The sequence below is a fragment of the Enterobacter cloacae complex sp. P16RS2 genome, from assembly GCF_014982155.1.
GTDB lineage: Bacteria > Pseudomonadota > Gammaproteobacteria > Enterobacterales > Enterobacteriaceae > Enterobacter > Enterobacter cloacae_M.
This window is the reverse complement of the sequence record NZ_JADCKW010000028.1, coordinates 1-21,375: the sequence shown is the minus strand read 5'-3', so window position 1 is coordinate 21,375 and position 21,375 is coordinate 1. Positions and strand designations below refer to the sequence as shown.

19 protein-coding genes are annotated in these 21,375 nt (G+C 56.1%); 2 read left to right on the top strand and 17 right to left on the bottom strand.

Features of this window, described 5'->3' with window-relative positions:
- Positions 1-59 precede the first annotated feature (59 nt).
- The 3 genes from menF to INF68_RS17380 all read right to left on the bottom strand — a co-directional run bounded on the left by menF (position 60) and on the right by INF68_RS17380 (position 2,262).
- A complete protein-coding gene (gene menF / locus INF68_RS17390; protein ID WP_126786694.1) occupies positions 60-1,355 on the bottom strand; it encodes an isochorismate synthase MenF in 1,296 nt (431 codons plus the stop codon).
- 86 nt (positions 1,356-1,441) lie between these two features.
- A complete protein-coding gene (gene elaB / locus INF68_RS17385) occupies positions 1,442-1,747 on the bottom strand; it encodes a stress response protein ElaB (RefSeq protein WP_008500219.1) in 306 nt (101 codons plus the stop codon).
- A 53-nt stretch (positions 1,748-1,800) separates the two neighbouring features.
- Entirely contained in the window at positions 1,801-2,262 is a 462-nt protein-coding gene (locus INF68_RS17380) for a GNAT family N-acetyltransferase (RefSeq protein WP_126786693.1), read from the bottom strand.
- A gap of 71 nt (positions 2,263-2,333) precedes the next feature.
- Between INF68_RS17380 and rbn the strand changes: the two genes are divergently transcribed.
- Both rbn and INF68_RS17370 read left to right on the top strand, forming a co-directional pair.
- Complete coding sequence (rbn, locus tag INF68_RS17375; protein WP_023312529.1) at positions 2,334-3,251, top strand: ribonuclease BN; 918 nt, start codon at positions 2,334-2,336, stop codon at positions 3,249-3,251.
- A 64-nt stretch (positions 3,252-3,315) separates the two neighbouring features.
- Complete coding sequence (locus tag INF68_RS17370) at positions 3,316-4,320, top strand: chemotaxis protein (RefSeq protein ID WP_023312530.1); 1,005 nt, start codon at positions 3,316-3,318, stop codon at positions 4,318-4,320.
- A 92-nt stretch (positions 4,321-4,412) separates the two neighbouring features.
- On the opposite strand, the gene nuoN is transcribed toward INF68_RS17370, so the two are convergent.
- The 14 genes from nuoN to lrhA all read right to left on the bottom strand — a co-directional run bounded on the left by nuoN (position 4,413) and on the right by lrhA (position 20,923).
- Positions 4,413-5,870, bottom strand: a complete 1,458-nt coding sequence (gene nuoN / locus INF68_RS17365; protein WP_126786692.1) for an NADH-quinone oxidoreductase subunit NuoN — start codon at positions 5,868-5,870, stop codon at positions 4,413-4,415.
- A gap of 6 nt (positions 5,871-5,876) precedes the next feature.
- Entirely contained in the window at positions 5,877-7,406 is a 1,530-nt protein-coding gene (nuoM, locus tag INF68_RS17360) for an NADH-quinone oxidoreductase subunit M (protein ID WP_023312532.1), read from the bottom strand.
- Positions 7,407-7,482: 76 nt separating this feature from the next.
- Positions 7,483-9,324: an NADH-quinone oxidoreductase subunit L gene (nuoL, locus tag INF68_RS17355; protein ID WP_014884634.1), complete on the bottom strand. Its 1,842-nt coding sequence runs from the start codon at positions 9,322-9,324 to the stop codon at positions 7,483-7,485.
- The gene (gene nuoK / locus INF68_RS17350; RefSeq protein ID WP_003861496.1) at positions 9,321-9,623 is read right to left on the bottom strand and encodes an NADH-quinone oxidoreductase subunit NuoK; all 303 of its coding nucleotides are present in this window, start codon (positions 9,621-9,623) and stop codon (positions 9,321-9,323) included. The genes nuoL and nuoK overlap by 4 nt, the downstream gene beginning before the upstream one ends.
- The gene (nuoJ, locus tag INF68_RS17345) at positions 9,620-10,174 is read right to left on the bottom strand and encodes an NADH-quinone oxidoreductase subunit J (RefSeq protein WP_023312534.1); all 555 of its coding nucleotides are present in this window, start codon (positions 10,172-10,174) and stop codon (positions 9,620-9,622) included. Before nuoJ ends, nuoK begins: the two co-directional genes overlap by 4 nt.
- A 10-nt stretch (positions 10,175-10,184) precedes the next feature.
- A complete protein-coding gene (gene nuoI, locus INF68_RS17340; RefSeq protein ID WP_003861491.1) occupies positions 10,185-10,727 on the bottom strand; it encodes an NADH-quinone oxidoreductase subunit NuoI in 543 nt (180 codons plus the stop codon).
- A gap of 13 nt (positions 10,728-10,740) precedes the next feature.
- Positions 10,741-11,718 carry an NADH-quinone oxidoreductase subunit NuoH gene (gene nuoH / locus INF68_RS17335; protein ID WP_008500211.1) on the bottom strand — a complete coding sequence of 326 codons (978 nt, stop codon included), beginning with the start codon at positions 11,716-11,718 and terminating at the stop codon, positions 10,741-10,743.
- Positions 11,715-14,438, bottom strand: a complete 2,724-nt coding sequence (nuoG, locus tag INF68_RS17330; RefSeq protein WP_023312535.1) for an NADH-quinone oxidoreductase subunit NuoG — start codon at positions 14,436-14,438, stop codon at positions 11,715-11,717. Before nuoG ends, nuoH begins: the two co-directional genes overlap by 4 nt.
- Positions 14,439-14,493: 55 nt before the next feature.
- A complete protein-coding gene (gene nuoF, locus INF68_RS17325) occupies positions 14,494-15,831 on the bottom strand; it encodes an NADH-quinone oxidoreductase subunit NuoF (protein ID WP_023312536.1) in 1,338 nt (445 codons plus the stop codon).
- Complete coding sequence (gene nuoE / locus INF68_RS17320) at positions 15,828-16,328, bottom strand: NADH-quinone oxidoreductase subunit NuoE (protein WP_006176513.1); 501 nt, start codon at positions 16,326-16,328, stop codon at positions 15,828-15,830. Before nuoE ends, nuoF begins: the two co-directional genes overlap by 4 nt.
- Positions 16,329-16,330: 2 nt before the next feature.
- Positions 16,331-18,133, bottom strand: a complete 1,803-nt coding sequence (gene nuoC / locus INF68_RS17315; protein WP_023312537.1) for an NADH-quinone oxidoreductase subunit C/D — start codon at positions 18,131-18,133, stop codon at positions 16,331-16,333.
- Between the two features lie 89 nt (positions 18,134-18,222).
- Positions 18,223-18,897: an NADH-quinone oxidoreductase subunit NuoB gene (nuoB, locus tag INF68_RS17310; RefSeq protein ID WP_003861482.1), complete on the bottom strand. Its 675-nt coding sequence runs from the start codon at positions 18,895-18,897 to the stop codon at positions 18,223-18,225.
- Positions 18,898-18,912: 15 nt separating this feature from the next.
- Positions 18,913-19,353, bottom strand: coding sequence for an NADH-quinone oxidoreductase subunit NuoA (nuoA, locus tag INF68_RS17305; RefSeq protein ID WP_014171000.1), 441 nt, complete (start codon positions 19,351-19,353; stop codon positions 18,913-18,915).
- A gap of 631 nt (positions 19,354-19,984) precedes the next feature.
- Positions 19,985-20,923 (bottom strand): transcriptional regulator LrhA, encoded by a 939-nt coding sequence (gene lrhA / locus INF68_RS17300; protein ID WP_047174162.1) that lies wholly within the window; start codon positions 20,921-20,923, stop codon positions 19,985-19,987.
- Positions 20,924-21,375: the final 452 nt, after the last annotated feature.

The window sequence follows — 21,375 nt, the reverse complement described above, 5'->3', positions numbered from 1 at the left end:
AGTATAAATAATAGAAAAAATTGGAATTTTGATATGAATCGGGATTGCGCGAATCTGTATTAATCCCTTAGGAGCAGAGAGCGCAATCCGGCTGCTTTGTTTTCAATCTCCTGCCACTCCTGCTCCGGGTCAGATCCGCTGACAATACCGGCGCCGGCGTAGAGCCGCAGGGAGTCCTCCTGAACGCGCGCGGAGCGCAGCGCCACGCAGAACTCACTCTGTTCGGGGGATAAATACCCGGCCGAACCGGCGTACCACTCGCGGTTAAAGGGTTCAACCTTCTGGATAAACTCGCGCGCGGGCTGTCGGGGTAATCCGGCAACGGCCGCGGTCGGCTGTAACATGAGCAGACACTGCACGTCGTCGGCCTGTTTCAGCTCGGTCCAGATACAGCGGCGCAAATGCTGCACCTTACGCAGGCGTACCACCTGGGGGGGCAGTACCTCAAGCGTCTGCGTAGAGTGCTGAAGACGCTGGCAGATATCTTCCACCACCAGCATATTTTCGCGCTGGTTTTTATCATCGTTCAGCAGCCACTCGCCGAGACGCTGCGCCTGGCTATCATCGCTATGGCTGGCAACGGTGCCCGCCAGCGCTTCCGTGCGCAGCAGCTTGCCGCGCCGCCGCCAGAGACGCTCGGGGGTCGAGCCGAGAAAAGCGTTGCGGGCGTCGAATACCATGCAGAAATGATAGCAATGTAAATTGAGGGCGCGGCTGGCGGCCATCAGTGCGATAGGGTTAACGCGCTGCGTGAACTGCAGATCGGTTGCCCGGGCGAGCACCACTTTTTCAAAATCACCACGCGCGATGGTCTCCGTCGCCCTGCGGATTAGTCTCAGCCATTCGGCCTGCTGCGGCTGATGGGTTTCGTGCTCAACCTGCACGGAGAGCGGACGGATAGATCTGGCAGGACGAAGCCGCTGTAAAAAATCCTGCGCGACGCGGGCATCCTCCACAAGCGAGCGGTCGCTCCACAGCTGAAGGCGCAGCGTGGCGTTGCCGGCGGTGCGTCGCCAGAGCAGTCGCGGTAAAAAGAGGCTACCCTGTTCGGGATTAAAGGCGTTCAGGCCGCAGATGCGGGTATCACTTGCCGCGTTTTGCGCGCGCAAAAACTGCGAGGCTAATGCCAGAGAGGAAAATTGGGTGACCGCCCCCAGCGCGGCCAGCTCTTCATCACCGTTACGCTGCTGCCAGTAAAACTGCGGATAACATTGCTGCTCGCCCAGCCATGCGAGGGGATCGAAGGCGTCGTTTAACGGGAAAGTGACGTCGAAATGACGTATGCCGGGTACTGCGGGTAACGCTTGCGATAGCTGGGTACGCAGTTGCTCCAGCGCGAGGAAAATCGAATTCACGCGAACCTCTCCCTGTTAAAACGTCATATTATACGGGGTACTGGCCATAAATAGCAGTACCCACGTATAGGGAGTGGTTAAGCGGCTTAACGACGGGCTAACAGCAGCCCCAGCACCAGCCCCACGGCAGCACCCACCCCAATACCCTGCCACGGTTTTTCATGCACGTAATCATCGGCGCGATACACCGCTTTTTTGGCACGGTAGTAGTAAGTATCTGACGCATGGCTGACGCGGTTTTTCACTTCATGCAGCGCCTGCTCGGCACGGGCTTTTAGCTCAATATATTTCTGATCGGCAGGGTCGCCGGAGGAACGCAACACCTCTTCCAGCGTTTCGCTCAGCAAGGCCAGGTCGTCGTCGATACGGGTATCCCAGGATTGAAATGACATATTTTTCTCCATGTTAGTACACCAGTCCGCTAACTATAGCCAACGACTCGCCATTACGCCTGCTTCGTTTCCCACGCCATGCCGATATGCGGAATACCATCTTCGTCATATACATCCGTCACTGGCGCAAAGCCAAAGTGCCCGTAAAAGGATTGAAGATGCGCCTGCGCGCCCAGGTATAACGCCTTGTCCGGCCACTGTTTCCGGCACGCCTCCAGCGTTTTTTCCATCAGCTGATAGCCCAGCTTTTCACCGCGCGCCTTGCCGCTGATGATGACGCGGCCAATGACGACAGGCTCAAAATCGTCTTCGCTTTTCAGAATCCTCGCATATGCCACCAGCTCGTTATCCCGCCAGCCGAGGATATGGCGGTTCTCACCAACGAGGTCATCGCCGTCGATGTCCTGATACGGGCAGGTCTGTTCCACAACAAACACTTCACAGCGGAGCTTCAGCAGGGCGTAAAGTGAATCAACGGTGAGGTCGCTATGATGTAAATCTTGCCACTGGATCATGTCAGTCTCCTTCCTGGGGTTCATCACGTTATACTAAACCCCTCCCCGTTCGGCAAAGGGCTGATTGCGTTATGGAACTGATTTTTCTGGGTACGTCCGCTGGCGTGCCAACCCGCTCACGAAACGTGACGGCGATCCTGCTGGATCTTAAGCATCCCACCCGCGGCGGGCTGTGGCTGTTTGACTGCGGTGAAGGCACGCAGCATCAGCTGTTACACACCGCTTACCACCCCGGCAAGCTGGATAAAATTTTTATCACCCATCTGCATGGCGACCACCTGTTTGGCCTTCCCGGCCTGCTGTGCAGCCGCTCGATGGCCGGTAACGCCAACCCGCTGACGATTTACGGGCCAGCGGGTATTCGTGAATTTGTTGAAACTACGCTACGCCTGAGCGGGTCATGGACAGATTATCCGCTGGAGGTCGTTGAGATTGCCGAAGGCCTGGTATTCGATGACGAGGATTATCGGGTTACTGCTCAACCGCTCAATCATCCTGTGGAGTGCTATGGCTACCGTATTGATGCGCATGATAAACCCGGCGCGCTGGATGCCGCCGCGCTGATGGCCGATGGCGTAAAACCCGGGCCGCTGTTCCAGCGTCTGAAGCACGGAGAGACCGTCACGCTGGAGGACGGACGCGTCATTAACGGCCAGGATTATCTCGCAGCACCGCAGCCCGGCAAAAAACTGGCGATTTTTGGCGATACGGCCCCATGCCCGGCAGCGCTCACGCTGGCTCAGGGCGTGGACGTGATGGTGCATGAAGCAACCCTTGAAACGGCGATGGAAGAGAAGGCCAACGGCCGGGGCCATAGCTCCACGCGACAGGCGGCACAGCTTGCCCGTGACGCGGGCGTCGGGCGGCTCATCGTCACTCATGTCAGCTCGCGCTACGACGCGCGGGGCTGCGAAAAGCTGCTGGCAGAGTGCCGCGCGCTGTTCCCGGAATGTGAGCTGGCCGAAGATTTCGCTCAGGTTAGCGTTTAGTCCTTCATTTTTCCCTCAGGATGCCGATAACGATTAAAAGGTCAGCATTTCTCTCGAGGGTAGAATGGATAATTTCCAGAAAGATATTGATGACAGGGCGAATCTGACCCTGTCGAACCGTTTTGAACTGTTGCTGTTCCGTCTTGGCACCTCTCTGAACGAAAATAAATCCGAGCTGTTTGGCATTAACGTCTTTAAGCTGCGTGAAATTGTGCCGATGCCGGAGTTCACGAAACCCGCCGGGATGAAATCGCCGCTGATGGGAATGGTGAATATTCGCGATCAGGTGATCCCGGTGATTGACCTGGCCGCCGTGGCGGGCTGTAAGCCCACTACCGGGCTGAACATCCTGCTGATCACCGAATATGCGCGCAGCGTGCAGGCGTTTGCCGTGGAATCGGTTGAGAACATCATGCGTCTGGACTGGAAGCAGGTGCATGCGGCGGAAACCGCCGTCAGCGGTCGCTACATCACCAGCATTGCGTGTCTTGACGAGAAGACCGATACCAACGATCTGGCGATGGTGCTGGACGTTGAGCAGATCCTGTATGACATCACCCCGGCCAATCACGATCTGCACGCCACGAATCTAAAGACCACCAAATTCCATATCAAGCCAGGCGCTGTCGCTATCGTTGCAGAAGATTCCAAGGTGGCGCGCTCGATGCTGGAGAAAGGTCTGCAGGCGATGGAGATCCCCGCGCAACTGCATATCACCGGCAAAGACGCGTGGGAGAAAATTGGCGTGCTGGCCGCACAGGCGCAGGCTGAAGGGGTTCCCATCACCGATAAGATCGCTCTGGTGCTGACCGACCTCGAAATGCCTGAGATGGACGGTTTTACGCTCACGCGCAAAATCAAAACCGACCCGGTATTGAAGGACATTCCGGTGGTGATCCACTCTTCCCTTTCCGGTAACGCCAACGAAGACCATATTCGCAAGGTGAAGGCGGACGGGTATGTGGCGAAGTTTGAGCTGAACGAGCTGTCGTCGGTGATTGAGGAAGTACTGGACCGCTCGATGAAGAAGATTGACGGGCCGTTGATTAGCCGCAAGCAGCTGGCTTAAGCATGGTGCGGGCTGGTGCCCTCACCCAGGCCCTCTCCCACTGGGAGAGGGAGAAAACCATAAAAAAACCCGCCGAGGCGGGTTTTTTGTTTTTACATCAGCGGCATCGCTCGCTGCACGATATCAATCAGCGGCTGCGGATAGATACCGAAGATCAGCACCAGCAGTGCGGAGATAAGCACGACGATACCACCGGCGCTGTACTGCCAGTTGGTTGGGGCATCACGGTTGAGCTGCTGAGGCGCGCTCAGGTACAGGCTCACGGCCACGCGCAGGTAGTAGTAGAGACCAATCGCGGAGCCGATAACCACGCCCGCGGTCAGCCACCACAGGTGCGCCTGCACACCGACGGCCAGCACGTAGAACTTACCGATGAAGCCAAGCGTCATCGGGATACCTGCCAGAGAGAGCATCATCACGGTCATTACCGCGGACAGGATCGGACGGTGCCAGAACAGACCACGGTAGGAGAACAGTGAATCGGCATCCGGGCCACGGTACGGGCTGGACATCAGACTCACCACGCCGAAGGCGCCGAGACTGCTGAACAGGTAACCGGCCAGATACACGCCTACGGTTTCCATCGACATCTCGCCGCTCTGCAGCGCAATCAGCGCCACCATCAGGTAGCCCAGATGAGAGATAGACGAGTAGCCCAGCAGACGCTTAATGTTGGTCTGGCTCAGCGCCATCAGGTTACCGAAGATGATGGAGACGAACGCGATAATGCCCAGCACCACGCGAACCGCTTCGCTGTCACCCACAGGCGCGTACAGGAACAGACGCATGACCACACCGAAGATAGCGATCTTGCTCGCCGTCGCCAGGAAGGTCGATACAGGAGCCGGGGCGCCCTGGTATACGTCTGGCGTCCACAGGTGGAACGGCACCAGAGAGAGTTTGAAGCCAAGGCCAACAATCATCATGCCCAGACCTGCCAGCAGCAGCGGCTCATGCAGCATGCCGTCACCGAGGCTCTTGCCGAGCGCCATAAAGGAGAGGTTACCGGACTGTGCGTACAGCAGCGCAATACCAAACAGCAGGAACGAGGACGCAGCAGCAGACAGAATGGTGTACTTGATGCTTGCTTCCAGGGAGCGCCTCTGACGGAAGGCGTAACCAATCAGACCGAACAGCGGCAGAGAGATCAGCTCAATACCGAGGAACAGCGCGGCCAGGTGGTTCGCATTCGCCAGCAGAATGCCGCCCAGCGCGGCAATCAGAACCAGCAGGTAAAACTCTTCTTTATTGTCGTTGTAGCCTTCGAGCCACGGGTACGCAAAGGTACAGGTTGCCAGGCTCGCCAGCAGCACCAGACCGGTATACAGCATGGCGTAACCGTCAACGCGCATCAGCGGCGTGACGTCCATCGCCCCACCCTGGCCAACAAACCAGAGAGAGACTAACGCGGCGTTCAGGCCGATGACCGACAGCGTGGCATTCAGGAAGTGATTGCGTCGCCACGCAATGGAGAGCATCACAACCACCACCGTCAATCCGACGATCAGCAGCGGTAGCAGCGCGATCAGTTGTTGTGGAGTTATTGTCATGGCGAATTACGGCCTTGTAGTAGAAGCAGAATTAACAAACCACTGCTGGATGTTACCCATCGCGCTATGCGAGGTATCCAGAATCGGCTGCGGGAAGAAGCCCAGCAGCACCAGCAGTACGACCAGCAGCAGGATGATGAACAGCTCACGCAGCGACATCCCCGGCAGTTCTTGTGCAGCAATTTCGCTCTTCGCTTTACCGAAGTAGGCGCGGTGCAGCATCGCCAGCGAGTACACGGAAGCGAACACCAGACCAAAGGTGGAGATCACGGTAATCACCGGAACCACTTTGAAGCTGCCGAACAGAATCATAAATTCGCCGACGAAGTTACCGGTACCCGGCATCCCCAGGGTAGCCACCGCGAAGAACATGGACAGCGCTGGCAGCCACTTAATTTTGCTCCACAGACCGCCCATCATGCGCATGTCGCGGGTATGCAGACGTTCGTACAGCTGACCGCACAGGATGAAGAGGCCGGCTGCGGACAGACCGTGCGCAATCATCTGGATCACCGCGCCCTGGTACGCCAGCTGGCTGCCGGTGTAGATAGCAATCAGCACGAAGCCCATGTGGGAAACGGATGTGTAGGCAATCAGACGCTTAATGTCGTACTGCGTGAAGGCCATCCAGGCACCGTAGAAGATACCGATCACACCCAGCCACATGGCAATCGGTGCGAACTCAGCGGAGGCATTCGGGAACAGCGGCAGTGCGAAACGCAGCAGACCGTAGGCCGCCGTTTTCAGCAAGATGCCCGCCAGGTCAACGGAGCCCGCCGTTGGTGCCTGAGAGTGCGCGTCTGGCAGCCAGCCGTGCAGCGGAACGACCGGCATTTTCACCGCGAACGCGATGAAGAAGCCCAGCATCAGCAGGTATTCAACGCCGTGGGACATTGGCGTCTTCAGCAGATCTTCGTAGTTGAAGGTCCAGGTACCGGTCGCGTTGTGGTGAACAAACACCAGCGCCAGAATGGCAATCAACATCACCAGACCACTCGCCTGGGTATAGATGAAGAACTTGGTTGCCGCCGTGATACGCGTTTTACCGTCGGACGCCTTGTGGCCCCACAGCGCGATCAGGAAGTACATCGGCACCAGCATCATCTCCCAGAAGAAGAAGAACAGGAACATGTCGATGGCAAGGAACACGCCGATCACGCCGCCCAGGATCCACATCAGGTTCAGGTGGAAGAAGCCCTGGTATTTTTCGATTTCTCGCCAGGAGCAAAGTACCGCCAGAACGCCGAGCAGACCGGTCAGCACCACCATCAGCAGCGACAGACCGTCAATCGCCAGGTGGATCGTAATGCCGAAACGCGGGATCCACGGCAGAATGAACTCAGACTGCCACTGCGGAATGCCCGCAGACTGGGTCAGTGAGTAACCGCCCTGCAACCACAGTTGCAGGCCAAGCGCGAGCGTCAATCCCATGGTGATCAGCGCGATCCAGCGCGGCATCTTCACGCCAAAGCGTTCAGTCTGCCAGCACAGGAAGCCGCCGATGAAGGGAATTAATATTAGCCAGGGTAGTAACATGGCGATTTACATTCCTTTTTAAGGCCCCCAGCAGGGGCCTGATTTTCAACGAATTCGAATAAAATTCACTTAACGATCAACGCAACACCATCAGCAGCGCCAGCACGACAACCGCACCAATGCTCATGGACGCCACATACCAGCGCAGGTAACCGTTCTCGCTGTACAGCAGGCCTTTACCTGCAAAGCGGGAAAGGATCGCCGGGATATTCATCAGGCTGTTCAGCGGGTCGCGCTTCAGCAGCCACGCAATGCCCAGGAACGGCTTAACGAAGATCATGTCGTACAGCCAGTCGAAGCCCCACGCGTTGTACCACCAGGTGCCCAGCAGACGGCCCGGCGCGCTGTTGGCAACGGCAGTCACCAGCGTACGTTTGCCCAGCCACAGCCATGCAGCGATCAGGATGCCCGCGATAGCGACCACACCGGAGGTGATTTCAAGCGTCAGAACGCGACCGTGCTCAAGCTCGGTGGTGTCTGGCAGTACGCCCTGCAGCGGTGGCACAATCATCGCGCCAACGAAGGTGGACAGTACCAGCAGCACAATCAGCGGCAGGTGGTGGGTAATCCCCTTCCCTGCGTGAGCGTGAATTTGTTCTTTACCGTGGAATACGATGAAAATCATACGGAAGGTATACAGGGAGGTCATGAACGCACCGACCAGACCCGCAACCATCAGATTGATATGACCATTCGCCATGGCACCCGCAAGGATTTCGTCCTTACTGAAGAAGCCCGCGGTGATCAGCGGCAGTGCCGCCAGCGCCGCGCCGCCCACCAGGAAGCAGACATAAACCAGCGGAATGGACTTACGCAGTCCGCCCATCTTGAAGATATTCTGCTCGTGATGGCAGGCCAGAATCACGGAACCGGATGAGAGGAACAGCAGCGCTTTAAAGAACGCGTGCGTCATCAGGTGGAAAATGGCCGCGTCCCACGCCTGAACGCCCAGCGCCAGGAACATGTAACCAATCTGGCTCATGGTGGAATACGCGAGAACGCGTTTGATGTCGGTCTGCACCAGCGCGGCAAAGCCTGCCAGCACCAGGGTGACCGCACCGACGATACCCACCAGATGCAGAATTTCCGGGGTCATCAGGAACAGGCCATGGGTACGCGCAATCAGGTAGACACCGGCGGTTACCATGGTCGCGGCGTGGATCAGCGCGGAGACAGGGGTTGGACCCGCCATCGCGTCGGCCAGCCATGTCTGCAACGGCAGCTGCGCGGATTTACCCACGGCGCCACCCAGCAGCATCAGCGTTGCCCACCACAGCATGTTGTTGCCTGCAGCGAAGTGCGCCGGCGCCAGTTCCACCATTTCGCGGAAGTTCAGCGTGCCCAGTTCGTTGTAAAGAATGAACAGCGCGAAAGCGAGGAAGACGTCACCCACGCGGGTCACGACGAACGCTTTCATGGCCGCTGCGCCATTCTTCGGATCGGTGTAGTAGAAACCGATCAGCAGGTAAGAACACAGACCTACGCCTTCCCAGCCCAGATACATCAGCAGCAGGTTATCGGCCAGCACCAGAACCACCATGCTGGCGATAAACAGGTTGGTGTAGGCGAAGAAGCGGGAGTAACCCTCTTCACCGCGCATATACCAGGAGGCGAACATGTGGATCAGGAAGCCAACGCCGGTGACCACGGAGAGCATGGTCAGCGAGAGGCCATCCAGCACCAGGTTGAAGCCGATGTTGAAATCACCGACCGACATCCAGGTCCACAGCGGCACGCTGAAAGGCTGACGCCCGTTGTTAAAGAAGTCGATACCCGCATACGCCGTTACCAGCGCAGCCAGACCGATGGAGCCAATGCCCACGGTCGCAGACAGATTCTCAGACCAGCGGCCACGAGAAAACGCCAGCAGCACGAAGCCAATCAGCGGAAAAATAATGGTTAAGGCAAGCATGTTCATCCACGCAACTCACTTACTGAATCGATGTTCAGGTTCTGGCGGCGACGATGGAGCTGCAGCAACAGCGCCAGGCCAATACTCGCTTCGGCAGCCGCAAGGCTGATGGCGAGAATGTACATCACCTGACCATCGGTCTGGCCCCAGTAGCTTCCGGCGACCACGAAGGCCAGCGCGGAGGCGTTAATCATGATTTCCAGACCGATCAGCATAAACAGCAGATTGCGGCGGATAACCAGACCGGTCAAACCCAGAACGAATAAAATCGCAGCGAGGATCAGTCCATGTGTTAAGGGGATCATGCGCGCTCCTCCGTTTTTCTTTTCGCGCGGTCGTCAGTGCGGTTGCTCAGCACCTCGCCAGCACGCTCTTCTCGGCCAACGTGGAAAGCAACAACCAGACCTGCCAGCAGCAGCATTGAGGCCAGTTCAACCGCCAGAACGTATGGGCCAAAGAGCGTGATACCGACCTCTTTAGCGCCGATCGGCGTGCCGTCGATGCCCTGATCGTTGACGCCCAGAATGGCGTAAACAATCACCGCCAGCATGATGGCCGACAAAATTGCCGGACCAATCCACACCTGCGGTTTTAACCACTGACGTTCCTGCTCAATTTCAGAGCCGCCCAGGTTCAGCATCATCACCACGAACACGAACAGCACCATGATGGCCCCGGCGTAGACGATGATTTCCAGCGCACCGGCGAAGTGCGCGCCCAGTGCGAAGAACACCCCGGAAATGGCCAGCAGCGAGATGATTAAGTACAGCAGCGCATGCACCGGATTGGTGTGCGTAATCACTCGCAGCGTAGCCAGGATGGCGATAAGGCCACAGATATAAAAAGCGAATTCCATTGCCCTCTCCTTACGGTAACAGGCTCTTGACGTCGATAGGCTTAGCTTCGTTCTCTGCTTCGCCCTTATCTTTGCCGTCGATTGCCATACCCGCCATCCGGTAGAAGTTATATTCCGGGTATTTGCCCGGACCGGAAATCAGCAGATCCTCTTTCTCGTACACCAGGTCCTGACGCTTGTACTCACCCAGCTCGAAGTCTGGAGTCAGCTGAATCGCCGTGGTTGGGCACGCTTCTTCACACAGACCGCAGAAGATGCAGCGTGAGAAGTTAATGCGGAAGAACTCAGGGTACCAGCGGCCGTCTACCGTCTCTGCTTTCTGCAAAGAGATACAGCCTACCGGACACGCTACCGCACACAGGTTACAGGCAACGCAGCGCTCAGAACCGTCCGGGTCGCGCGTCAGCACGATACGGCCACGGTAGCGCGGCGGCAGATATACCGGCTCTTCCGGGTACATCCGGGTTTCGCGTTTGGCAAACGCGTGCAGGCCGATCATCCAGATACTGCGTACCTGGGTACCAAAGCCTACCAGTAATTCTTTTAAGGTCATGGTCTATAGCCCCTTATGGCTGCTGCCAGAGAATGACAGCCGCCGTTACCAACAAGTTGACGAGCGTCAGCGGCAGGCACACTTTCCAGCCGAAGGACATTACCTGGTCATAACGCGGACGCGGTAACGCTGCGCGAATCAAAATGAACATCATCATGAAGAACGCGGTTTTCAGCGCGAACCAGATGAACGGCGGTAAGAACGGGCCATGCCAGCCACCAAAGAACAGCGTTACCATCAACGCGGAAATGGTGACGATACCGATGTACTCGCCCACGAAGAACAGACCGAATTTCATACCGGAATATTCGATGTGGTAACCGTCGGCCAGTTCCTGTTCGGCTTCTGGCTGGTCAAACGGGTGACGGTGACACACCGCCACGCCCGCGATAGCAAAGGTAATAAACCCAAAGAACTGCGGGATAACGTTCCAGATGTCGGCCTGGTTATTGACGATGTCGGTCATGTTGAATGAACCGGCCTGCGCCACCACGCCCATCAGGGAAAGCCCCAGGAACACTTCGTAGCTCAGCGTCTGCGCGGAAGCACGCATCGCACCCAGCAGCGAGTATTTGTTGTTACTGGACCAGCCTGCGAACAGCACCGCGTAAACCGCGAGGCCTGCCATCATCAGGAAGAACAGAATGCCGATGTTCAGGTCAGCGACCACCCAGGTCGGGCTAACCGGCACGATAGCAAACGCCAGCAGCAGCGAGGTGAAGGCGATCATCGGTGCCAGAGTAAAGATCACGCGGTCAGAGAAGCGAGGGATCCAGTCCTCTTTAAAGAACATCTTGATCATGTCCGCGACCAGCTGGAGTGAACCACCCCAGCCCACGCGGTTCGGTCCGTAACGGTTCTGGAACAGACCGAGCAGACGACGTTCACCAAAGCTCATGAACGCGCCGCAGGTGACCACCACCAGCAGGATAACAATCGCTTTCAGAATGCTCAGCAGGATGTCGATAAGATCCGGCGTTAACCAACTCATGCTTTTGCCTCCTGCAGATTATCAAGACGCGCACCCGCCAGAACCGGCGCGATGCCAGGCATACCCATCGGCAGACCCACCTGCCCTGCTGTCAGACCTTCGGAGATAATCAGCGGCAGGCTGATTGTCTGGCCGTCATAGCTAAAGGCAATGTTCGCGCCCGCGTTAACGCCAAGCTTCGCGGCATCAGCCGGGTTAAGCTTGATGTACGGCTGCGGCATACGGGTCTGGAAGACAGGTGAACGCTGGGACAGCTCGTCGCTACCGAACAGATGGTAGTACGGCGCGATACGCCAGCTGCCGTCCTGCGCCTGGAAGCTCGCCGGAACGGTGGTGAAGAAGTCCAGACCGGTTTCGGAGGCTTCAATCAGACGCACGCCCGGATCGCCGTGGCGCAGGGAGCCACCCACTTCAGCCTGGAACTTGTTCCATGCCTGCGGGGAGTTCCAACCCGGCGCCCATGCGAATGGGATTTGCGAACGCGGCGCAGACGGCTGGTTGTTCCCTTCCATGGAGAAGGCGAACATGGTGTCTTTATCCTGCGGCTGGCGCGGTTCGTGCACGCTGATGTTGGCGCGCATCGCGGTACGGCCGCTGTAGCGGTGCGGTTCACGCGCCAGTTTCTGGCCGCGAATGCGGAAGCTTGCTTCAGGTGCGGCATCTTTAATGCCTGCCAGTTGAGGCAGTTTTTCCACTACCGCGTCGATAACGTGGTCGAGCTGCGTCCAGTCCACTTCACGGCTCTGCACGGTGCTGTGCAGGGAGTGCAGCCAGCGCCAGCTTTCCAGCATCACGGTGTTGCTGTCGTAGTACGCCGGGTCGTAAACCTGGAAGAAACGCTGGGCGCGACCTTCGTTGTTGATAACGGTACCGTCGCTTTCTGCGAAGCTTGCCGCAGAAAGCACCAGGTGCGCTTTGTCCATGATCGCGGTTCGCTGATGGTCAATGACCATCACCAGCGGCGCTTTGGAGAGCGCGGCGTCAACGCGAGCGGCAGAGGCGTGGCGATGCAGGTCGTTTTCGAGCACCACAACGGCGTCAGCGGCACCGGATTCCAGTTCGCTTAACGCTTCTTCCAGCGAGCCGCCGCCGATCATGCCCAGACCAATGCTGTTCACCGCACGGGCAATCATGGTCACACCGACGTCCGCACCGCGGCCTTTCAGGGCTTTGGCAACGTTGGCTGCCGCCTGAATGATCTCGGCGCTACCGGCGTTGGTACCGGAAATAATCAGCGGTTTTTTCGCACCCGCCAGGGCCTGAACAATCACGTCGACCTTGTTCTGCAGGTCGCGATCCAGCTCAACGGCCGGCGAGCTGCTATCCAGCGCGTGGGCAATCGCAAAGCCAAGACGAGCCTGATCTTCAACCGGCGCGCAGTAGGTCCACGCAGCGATATCGTCCAGACGGGTGTTATCGACGTTGGTCACAAACAGAGGATGCTTCGCGCGCTGGCCGATGTTCAGGATCGCCGCAATCTGCCAGTCAGCCACTTTCTGCGCCGCTGCCATTTCACGTGCTTTACCCTTCACCGCCTGACGAACCGCCAGAGCCGCGCGTGCGCCCGTCTGCGTCAGGTCTTCACCCAGCACCAGGACCGCATCATAAGATTCGATTTCGCGCAGCGCAGGGGTATGAATACCGCCTTCACGCAGCACTTTCAGTACCAGCTGCAGACGTTCCTGCTCACCCTGGGCGATACCGGTATAGAAGTTTTCCGCTCCAACCAGCTCGCGCAGCGCGAAGTTGCTTTCGATGCTGGCGCGCGGGGAGCCGATACCGATCACTTTCTTCGACTGACGCAGAATATCTGCCGCGCCCTGCATCGCCTGCTCAGCGTTCAGGGTGATGAAGTCGTCGCCACGGCGCTGAACCGGCTGACGCGGACGGTCTTTCAGGTTCACATACCCATAGCCGAAACGACCGCGGTCGCAAAGGAAGTAGTGGTTAACGGTACCGTTGTAACGGTTTTCGATACGACGCAGCTCGCCGTAACGCTCACCCGGGCTGGTGTTACAGCCGAGGGAACACTGCTGGCAGATGCTTGGCGCAAACTGCATGTCCCATTTACGGTTGTAACGCTCGGAGTGGGTTTTATCGGTGAATACGCCGGTCGGGCAGATTTCTACCAGGTTACCAGAGAATTCGCTTTCCAGCGTACCGTCTTCCGGACGACCGAAGTAGACGTTATCGTGCGCGCCATATACGCCCAGATCCTGACCGTCTGCGTAGTCTTTGTAGTAACGCACGCAGCGGTAGCAGGCGATGCAGCGGTTCATTTCGTGAGAGATGAACGGCCCCAGGTCCTGGTTACGGTGGGTACGCTTGGTAAAGCGATAGCGACGGAAGCTGTGGCCGGTCATCACGGTCATATCCTGAAGGTGGCAGTTACCGCCCTCTTCACAGACCGGACAGTCGTGCGGGTGGTTGGTCATCAACCATTCCACAACGCTTTCGCGGAACTGTTTGGCTTCTTCGTCATCAATCGAAATAAAAGTGCCTTCGGTGGCTGGCGTCATACAGGACATCACCAGGCGACCACGCGTGTCTTCCGCGTTTTGATATTGCTTCACCGCACACTGGCGGCAAGCACCGACGCTGCCCAGCGCCGGATGCCAGCAAAAGTACGGAATATCGAGGCCAAGAGACAGACAAGCTTCCAGCAGGTTGTCCGCCCCGTTGACTTCGTATTCTTTGCCGTCTACATGAATCGTAGCCATTAGCATGCTTCCAGTTGGCTCGGTCGAAACCGAGCGTTAATCAAAATTCTTGTCGTTACCAGCGCGCTTTAAGCAGGTTCGGCTGAATCCCATTAATCGCATGGGTATTACTGAACGGCTGCTTGATACCTGCTTCGAACTCGTCGCGGAAATATTTGATCGCGCTCTGCAGAGGTTCGACGGCACCCGGTGCGTGGGCACAGAAGGTTTTACCCGGGCCTAAGAATCGACACAGTTGCTCAAGCGTCTCGATATCCCCAGGCTGGCCTTCGCCACGTTCGATTGCACGCAGGATCTTCACGCTCCACGGCAGACCATCACGGCACGGTGTACACCAGCCGCAGGACTCGCGGGCGAAGAACTCTTCCAGGTTACGCACCAGCGAGACCATGCCGATCTCGTGGTCGACGGCCATCGCCAGCGCCGTACCCAGACGGCTGCCTGCTTTACCAATGCTTTCGAATTCCATTGGCAGATCAAGGTGGGCTTCGGTCAGGAAGTCTGTCCCTGCCCCACCCGGCTGCCAGGCTTTGAATTTCAGGCCATCGCGCATGCCGCCAGCGTAGTCCTCAAGAATTTCACGTGCGGTGGTACCGAACGGCAGTTCCCAGACGCCAGGATTTTTAACGCGACCAGAGAAGCCCATCAGCTTGGTACCAGCATCTTTGCTTGAGGAGATGCCCTGATACCACTCCACGCCGTTGGCGAGGATAGCCGGAACGTTACACAGGGTTTCAACGTTGTTTACGCAGGTCGGTTTACCCCATACGCCGGAGCTTGCCGGGAACGGTGGCTTGGAACGCGGGTTCGCGCGGCGGCCTTCCAGGGAGTTAATCAGCGCGGTTTCTTCACCGCAGATATAACGCCCTGCGCCTGTGTGCACGAACAGTTCAAAGTCAAAGCCGGTACCCAGAATGTTTTTACCCAGCAGGCCCGCTTCGGTGGCTTCGGCAATCGCGCGACGCAGGTTTTCCGCCGCTTCGATGTACTCACCGCGCAGGAAGATGTAGCCACGGTAGGCTTTCAGCGCAAACGCGGAGATCAGCATGCCTTCCACCAGCAGGTGCGGCAGCTGTTCCATCAGCAGGCGGTCTTTATAGGTGCCCGGCTCCATTTCATCGGCGTTACACAGCAGGTAACGGATGTTCATGGATTCGTCTTTCGGCATCAGGCTCCACTTCAGACCGGTGGAGAAGCCCGCACCGCCGCGCCCTTTCAGGCCGGAGTCTTTCACCGCATTAACGATGTCGTCCGGCGCCATGCCGCCAAGGGCTTTACGCGCGCCGGCATAGCCGTTTTTGCTCTGGTATTCATCGAGCCATACCGGCTGTTTGTCATCGCGCAGACGCCAGGTCAGCGGATGCGTCTCAGCAGTACGAATTACAGTTTTCATTTGTACTGCTCCAGCAGGTCAGGAATCGCTTCCGGCGTCAGATGGCTGTGAGTGTCCTCATCAATCATCATGGTCGGCCCCTTGTCGCAGTTACCCAGGCAGCAGGTTGGCAGCAGGGTAAAGCGTCCATCGAACGTGGTCTGGCCCGGCTTGATATTGAGCTTTTTCTCAATCGCAGCCTGAATGCCCTGATAACCGGTGATGTGGCAGACAACGCTGTCACAGTAGCGGATCACATGGCGGCCTACCGGCTGACGGAAGATCTGGCTGTAGAACGTGGCTACGCCCTCTACGTCACTTGCCGGAATACCCAGCACTTTCGCGATCTCATAGATCGCCCCATCCGGCACCCAACCACGCTGTTTCTGTACGATTTTCAGCGCTTCAATGGACGCCGCACGCGGGTCTTCGTAGTGGTGCATCTCGTGCTCAATGGCGGCACGTTCTGCTTCACTCAGCTCAAAAGCCTCGGTTTGTGGTTGTTGATTCTCGTGCATAATTAGCGGTCCACATCTGACATAACAAAATCGATACTACCCAGATACACAATCAGGTCGGAGACCAGACTGCCGCGGATGGCGGACGGGATCTGCTGCAGGTGCGCAAAGCTCGGCGTACGTACGCGGGTACGGTAGCTCATGGTGCTGCCGTCACTGGTCAGGTAGTAACTGTTAATACCCTTGGTCGCTTCAATCATCTGGAAGGATTCTTGCGCCGGCATGACCGGACCCCATGAAACCTGCAGGAAGTGGGTGATCAGGGTTTCGATATGTTGCAGCGTGCGCTCTTTCGGTGGCGGCGTCGTCAGCGGGTGATCCGCCTTGAACGGGCCTTCCGGCATGTTGTTGAGGCACTGCTCAAGGATGCGCAGACTCTGGCGCAGCTCTTCCACTTTCAGCATCACGCGGGTGTAGCAGTCGGAAACACCGCCGCCCACCGGGACTTCAAAGTCGAAGTTCTCGTAGCCAGAGTAAGGGCGCGCTTTACGCACGTCGAAATCAATACCGGTCGCACGCAGACCTGCACCTGTCGTACCCCACTCCAGCGCTTCTTTCGCGCCGTAGGCAGCAACGCCCTGGGAACGGCCTTTCAGGATGGTGTTACGCAGCGCGGCTTTCTCGTAAGAGGCCAGACGTTTTGGCATCCAGTCGAGGAACTCACGCAGCAGACGGTCCCAGCCGCGCGGCAGATCGTGTGCCACACCGCCGATACGGAACCAGGCCGGGTGCATACGGAAGCCGGTAATCGCTTCCACCAGATCGTAAATTTTCTGACGGTCGGTAAAGGCGAAGAAGACCGGGGTCATCGCGCCGACGTCCTGAATGAACGTGGAGATGTACAGCAGGTGGCTGTTGATACGGAACAGTTCTGACAGCATAACGCGAATCACGTTAACGCGATCCGGCGTAACGATACCCGCCAGTTTCTCAACGGCCAGCACGTATGGCATTTCGTTGACGCAGCCGCCGAGGTACTCGATACGGTCGGTATACGGAATGTAGCTGTGCCAGGACTGACGCTCGCCCATCTTCTCAGCACCACGGTGGTGGTAGCCGATGTCCGGAACGCAGTCGACAATCTCTTCGCCATCAAGCTGAAGAATAATACGGAATGCACCGTGCGCAGACGGGTGGTTTGGACCGAGGTTGAGGAACATGAAGTCCTCGTTGTCGGTACCGCGCTTCATGCCCCAGTCTTCCGGTTTGAAGGTCAGCGCTTCCATTTCCAGATCCTGTTTGGCTTTGGTCAGCTCAAACGGATCGAATTCGGTTGCACGTGCCGGGTAGTCTTTACGCAGCGGGTGGCCGGTCCAGGTCTGCGGCATCATGATGCGCGTCAGATGCGGGTGGCCGTCGAAGGTCATGCCAAACATTTCCCAGGTTTCACGCTCATACCAGTTCGCGTTCGGGAAAAGTTTGGTGATTGTCGGCAGATGCATGTCGTTTTCAGACAATGCCACCTTGAGCATGATATCCGTATTACGGTCTATTGAGATCAGGTGGTAGAAAACGGAAAAATCCGCAGCAGGGAGACCCTGGCGGTGGGTACGCAGACGTTCATCCATGCCGTGTAAGTCAAACAGCATGACGTACGGTTTTGGCAATTTCTTGAGGAAATCGACAACTTCCAGCAATTGCTCACGCTTCACCCAAACAACGGGTACCCCGGTGCGGGTAGCCTGAACAGTAAAGGCATCCGGCCCAAAACGGTTGCGCAGTTCGCCAATGACTGGGTCATCCAGATGATCCCGGGTCTGCCAGGCGGCTTCTTGCGCGGTTAAGTCGGTCATATTGTTCACCATTGCAAATGGTCCGTGGTGACTGTTGAGCCTGGCTTCGCGCTATTTGAGTAGTGATATGCGAAGGTGTTCTCCAGGCCTACAGGCGCAAATTAAATTTCGTCAGGCGTACGCAGGTTGGTGACGGCAATACGTTCACCACGTTTACGCTCGCGCTCAGACTGCATGTTCGCGCGATACACACCCTGATCGCCAACAACCCACGACAGTGGGCGACGTTCTTTACCGATAGATTCCTGCAGCAGCATCAGCGCCTGCATGTAGGCTTCCGGACGTGGCGGACAACCCGGGATGTACACATCCACTGGGATAAATTTATCTACGCCCTGCACGACGGAATAAATGTCGTACATACCGCCAGAGTTTGCACATGCGCCCATGGAGATAACCCATTTTGGCTCCAGCATCTGGTCATAAAGACGCTGAATAACAGGTGCCATCTTGGTAAAGCACGTACCGGCTACCACCATCAGGTCAGCCTGACGCGGGGAAGCACGGAGTACCTCGGCCCCAAAACGCGCAACGTCATGCACCGCAGTGAATGACGTCACCATTTCAACGTAGCAGCAAGAAAGGCCAAAGTTGTAAGGCCAGATGGAGTTCTTACGACCCCAGTTGACCATATCGTGCATGGCATGTTCGAGCTTGCCCATGTACACGCTTTTATTGACTTCTTGCTCCAGGGGGTCGGTTACGATCTCCTGTTTTTGCAGGGGGTAACGGTCATTCTCACCGTTAGGATCTATGCGGGTGAGCGTATAATCCATCTTATTGCCTCGCTGTTACTGCTGACGATTAGAGATACTGTTTTCCGGGTTGATGTGTTCACGACGTGAACGCGCAGGCGTCCAGTCAAGCGCGCCAATACGCACCAGATAAACCAGACCGGCCAGTAGCACTAAAATGAAAATTGCGGCCTCGACAAAGCCCACCCAACCACTTTCGCGGATGGACGTTGACCATGCGAAAAGGTAAAGCGCTTCCACGTCGAAGATGACGAAGAACATGGCTACCAGATAGAACTTGGCAGACAGGCGTAAGCGAGCGGAACCTACTGAATCAATACCTGATTCGAAAGGTGTGTTTTTGTGCCTTGCACGGGCGCGACCGCCCAGAAACCAGCCGCCGACTAACATCAGGCAGCACAGGCCAATGGCTACAATAAGAAAGATTGCGAATGCCCAGTGATGAGCGATGACTTCTGTGGATGTTGACATACTCATTGCTTACTCATCAAAAGTGATACCAACGACACTGCTCTTGCTGGCAGATGGGCATCACATCGATTCATGGGGAGGAACAAATAACCTTACACTAACTGTCCGAAATGAGACGTAGACAGCAAAATGATGGGGTTTTTTACTCCTTTCTATAACCTATTGTCAACTTTAACAAAGGTTTCTTCACATTAAATTACATCGAGCGATTCTCATTAACATTTGGTGCCCTTTAACCCTGGTGGGTGCATGACTTTCCGTCAAATGTATGTTGTTGAATCGTGTCCGTTTCGGAAGTAAAAAAAATAACCCTCCTATTTTGACAGGATTTGCCAACGATTCCTCCCCCCAAATAGGAGTATTTTCTTGATCTGCGACACGCTTTTGTTAATTCAACATGGAAAACGGCAACATATTTCCTGTTTTTTTAACATGAGAGGGATATGGGCGAAGTTAGAACGGAAAACGGACAAGTTTTAAGCAAAAGCATTCAGCTTATTGATAAATAAGAGAGTATCCTGAAAACCCTTGCGCCATAGGCGGGTATTATTGCGTAAAAAAAGCCACTGCATGTGAAAATCACACGAGTGGCTGTTTTTTACACTTACATTTTGTTACCAGAATATTGAGCTATCGATCACTCAAAATCCCCTTCGACGATCAGGGAATCATCCCCCCCTTCGGAGGTAATGCGCTCGAACTGCCAGGGGTTATGGTAGTTTTCCATCGCCTCGAACACCACTTTTGCCAACTCGTTATGGCTGGACGAATTGTGGCAGAGCAGATACTCCGTATCCGGCAGCGCAGGAAGACCATCGGATTTCCCCAGGACGCGCAGATCGGGACTCATCATCTCTACCGGACGGGCCGTTACGCCCAGACCAGCCTTCACGGCGGCACGAACCGCTGGCAGCGTGGAAGCCACATACGCCAGACGCCACGGAATGTTGGCCTCATTCAGCGCAGTGAGCACCATATCGCGGAACGGGCTCGGGTCATCCAGTAATACCAGCGGAACCGGCTCCCCTTTTTGCAGCACGTATTCGGCTGCGCAATACCAGTGCGTAGGCGATGTACGCAGCGTCAGGCAATCAAACTGCCCGGGACGATGCGTCGTCACCACCAGGTCGACTTTATGCTCATTTAACATCTCAACCATAAAGGCATTACGTTTTACGCTAACGTCCAGCGCAAGCTTCGGATAAACCGAACTAATACGATTGAGAAGAAACGGCAATATAGTATCCGCTGACTCATCAGATGCGCCTAACGTTAGCACCCCTTGAAGGTTGCTAAACATTAATGACATACATGCTTCATCATTAAAGCGAAGAATTTTCCTGGCATAACCCAGTAGCTGAATACCGTGTTCCGTTAAGAGCTTATTACGCCCGTGACGTGCAAAAAGCTCTTTACCGACCAGCTGCTCCAGCCGCTGCATTTGCTGGCTAACGGCGGACTGAGTTCGGCAAACGGCGGCAGCAGCTGCTGCAAAAGTGTTGAGATCGGCGACCGCAACAAACGTTCTCAGCAGATCGAGGTCGAGATTCATTATCGGACGATTTGCATTTATCATATCTATTCACTTTCAGGTTGCTCGTGCGGAGCTGCCCGGGTTGAAGCTGTGTGTAACAGTTAAGCAATTCCCTCTGAAGGTTTTCCCTCGCATCCCGGCCCGGCAGACTGCCTGACAGATAGTTATTGTGCTGCTTTATATCAACAGTCAGAAAGCACGTTTCATGACGTTATTTTTATTCTCTTAAACGTTCAGGATATTTAGATGTTCGCAGGTTTATGTAAATTACATTAAAGGTATAACACCTTTTCTGCCATCTTTATCGCAGCGCTGTCAACGTAGCAGGAGATGTTCGACACATTCCAGCCAGAGATAACTCCAACAATAACAATCAATTAATTCGGAAAGTCAGTGCCAGACATACAAAATTCTTGCATCTGTCCTCTGCTTTCCTGAAAGACATCTTAACCCAAATCCACTTTATTTATAAGTCTTATTGCAATATTGAGGAT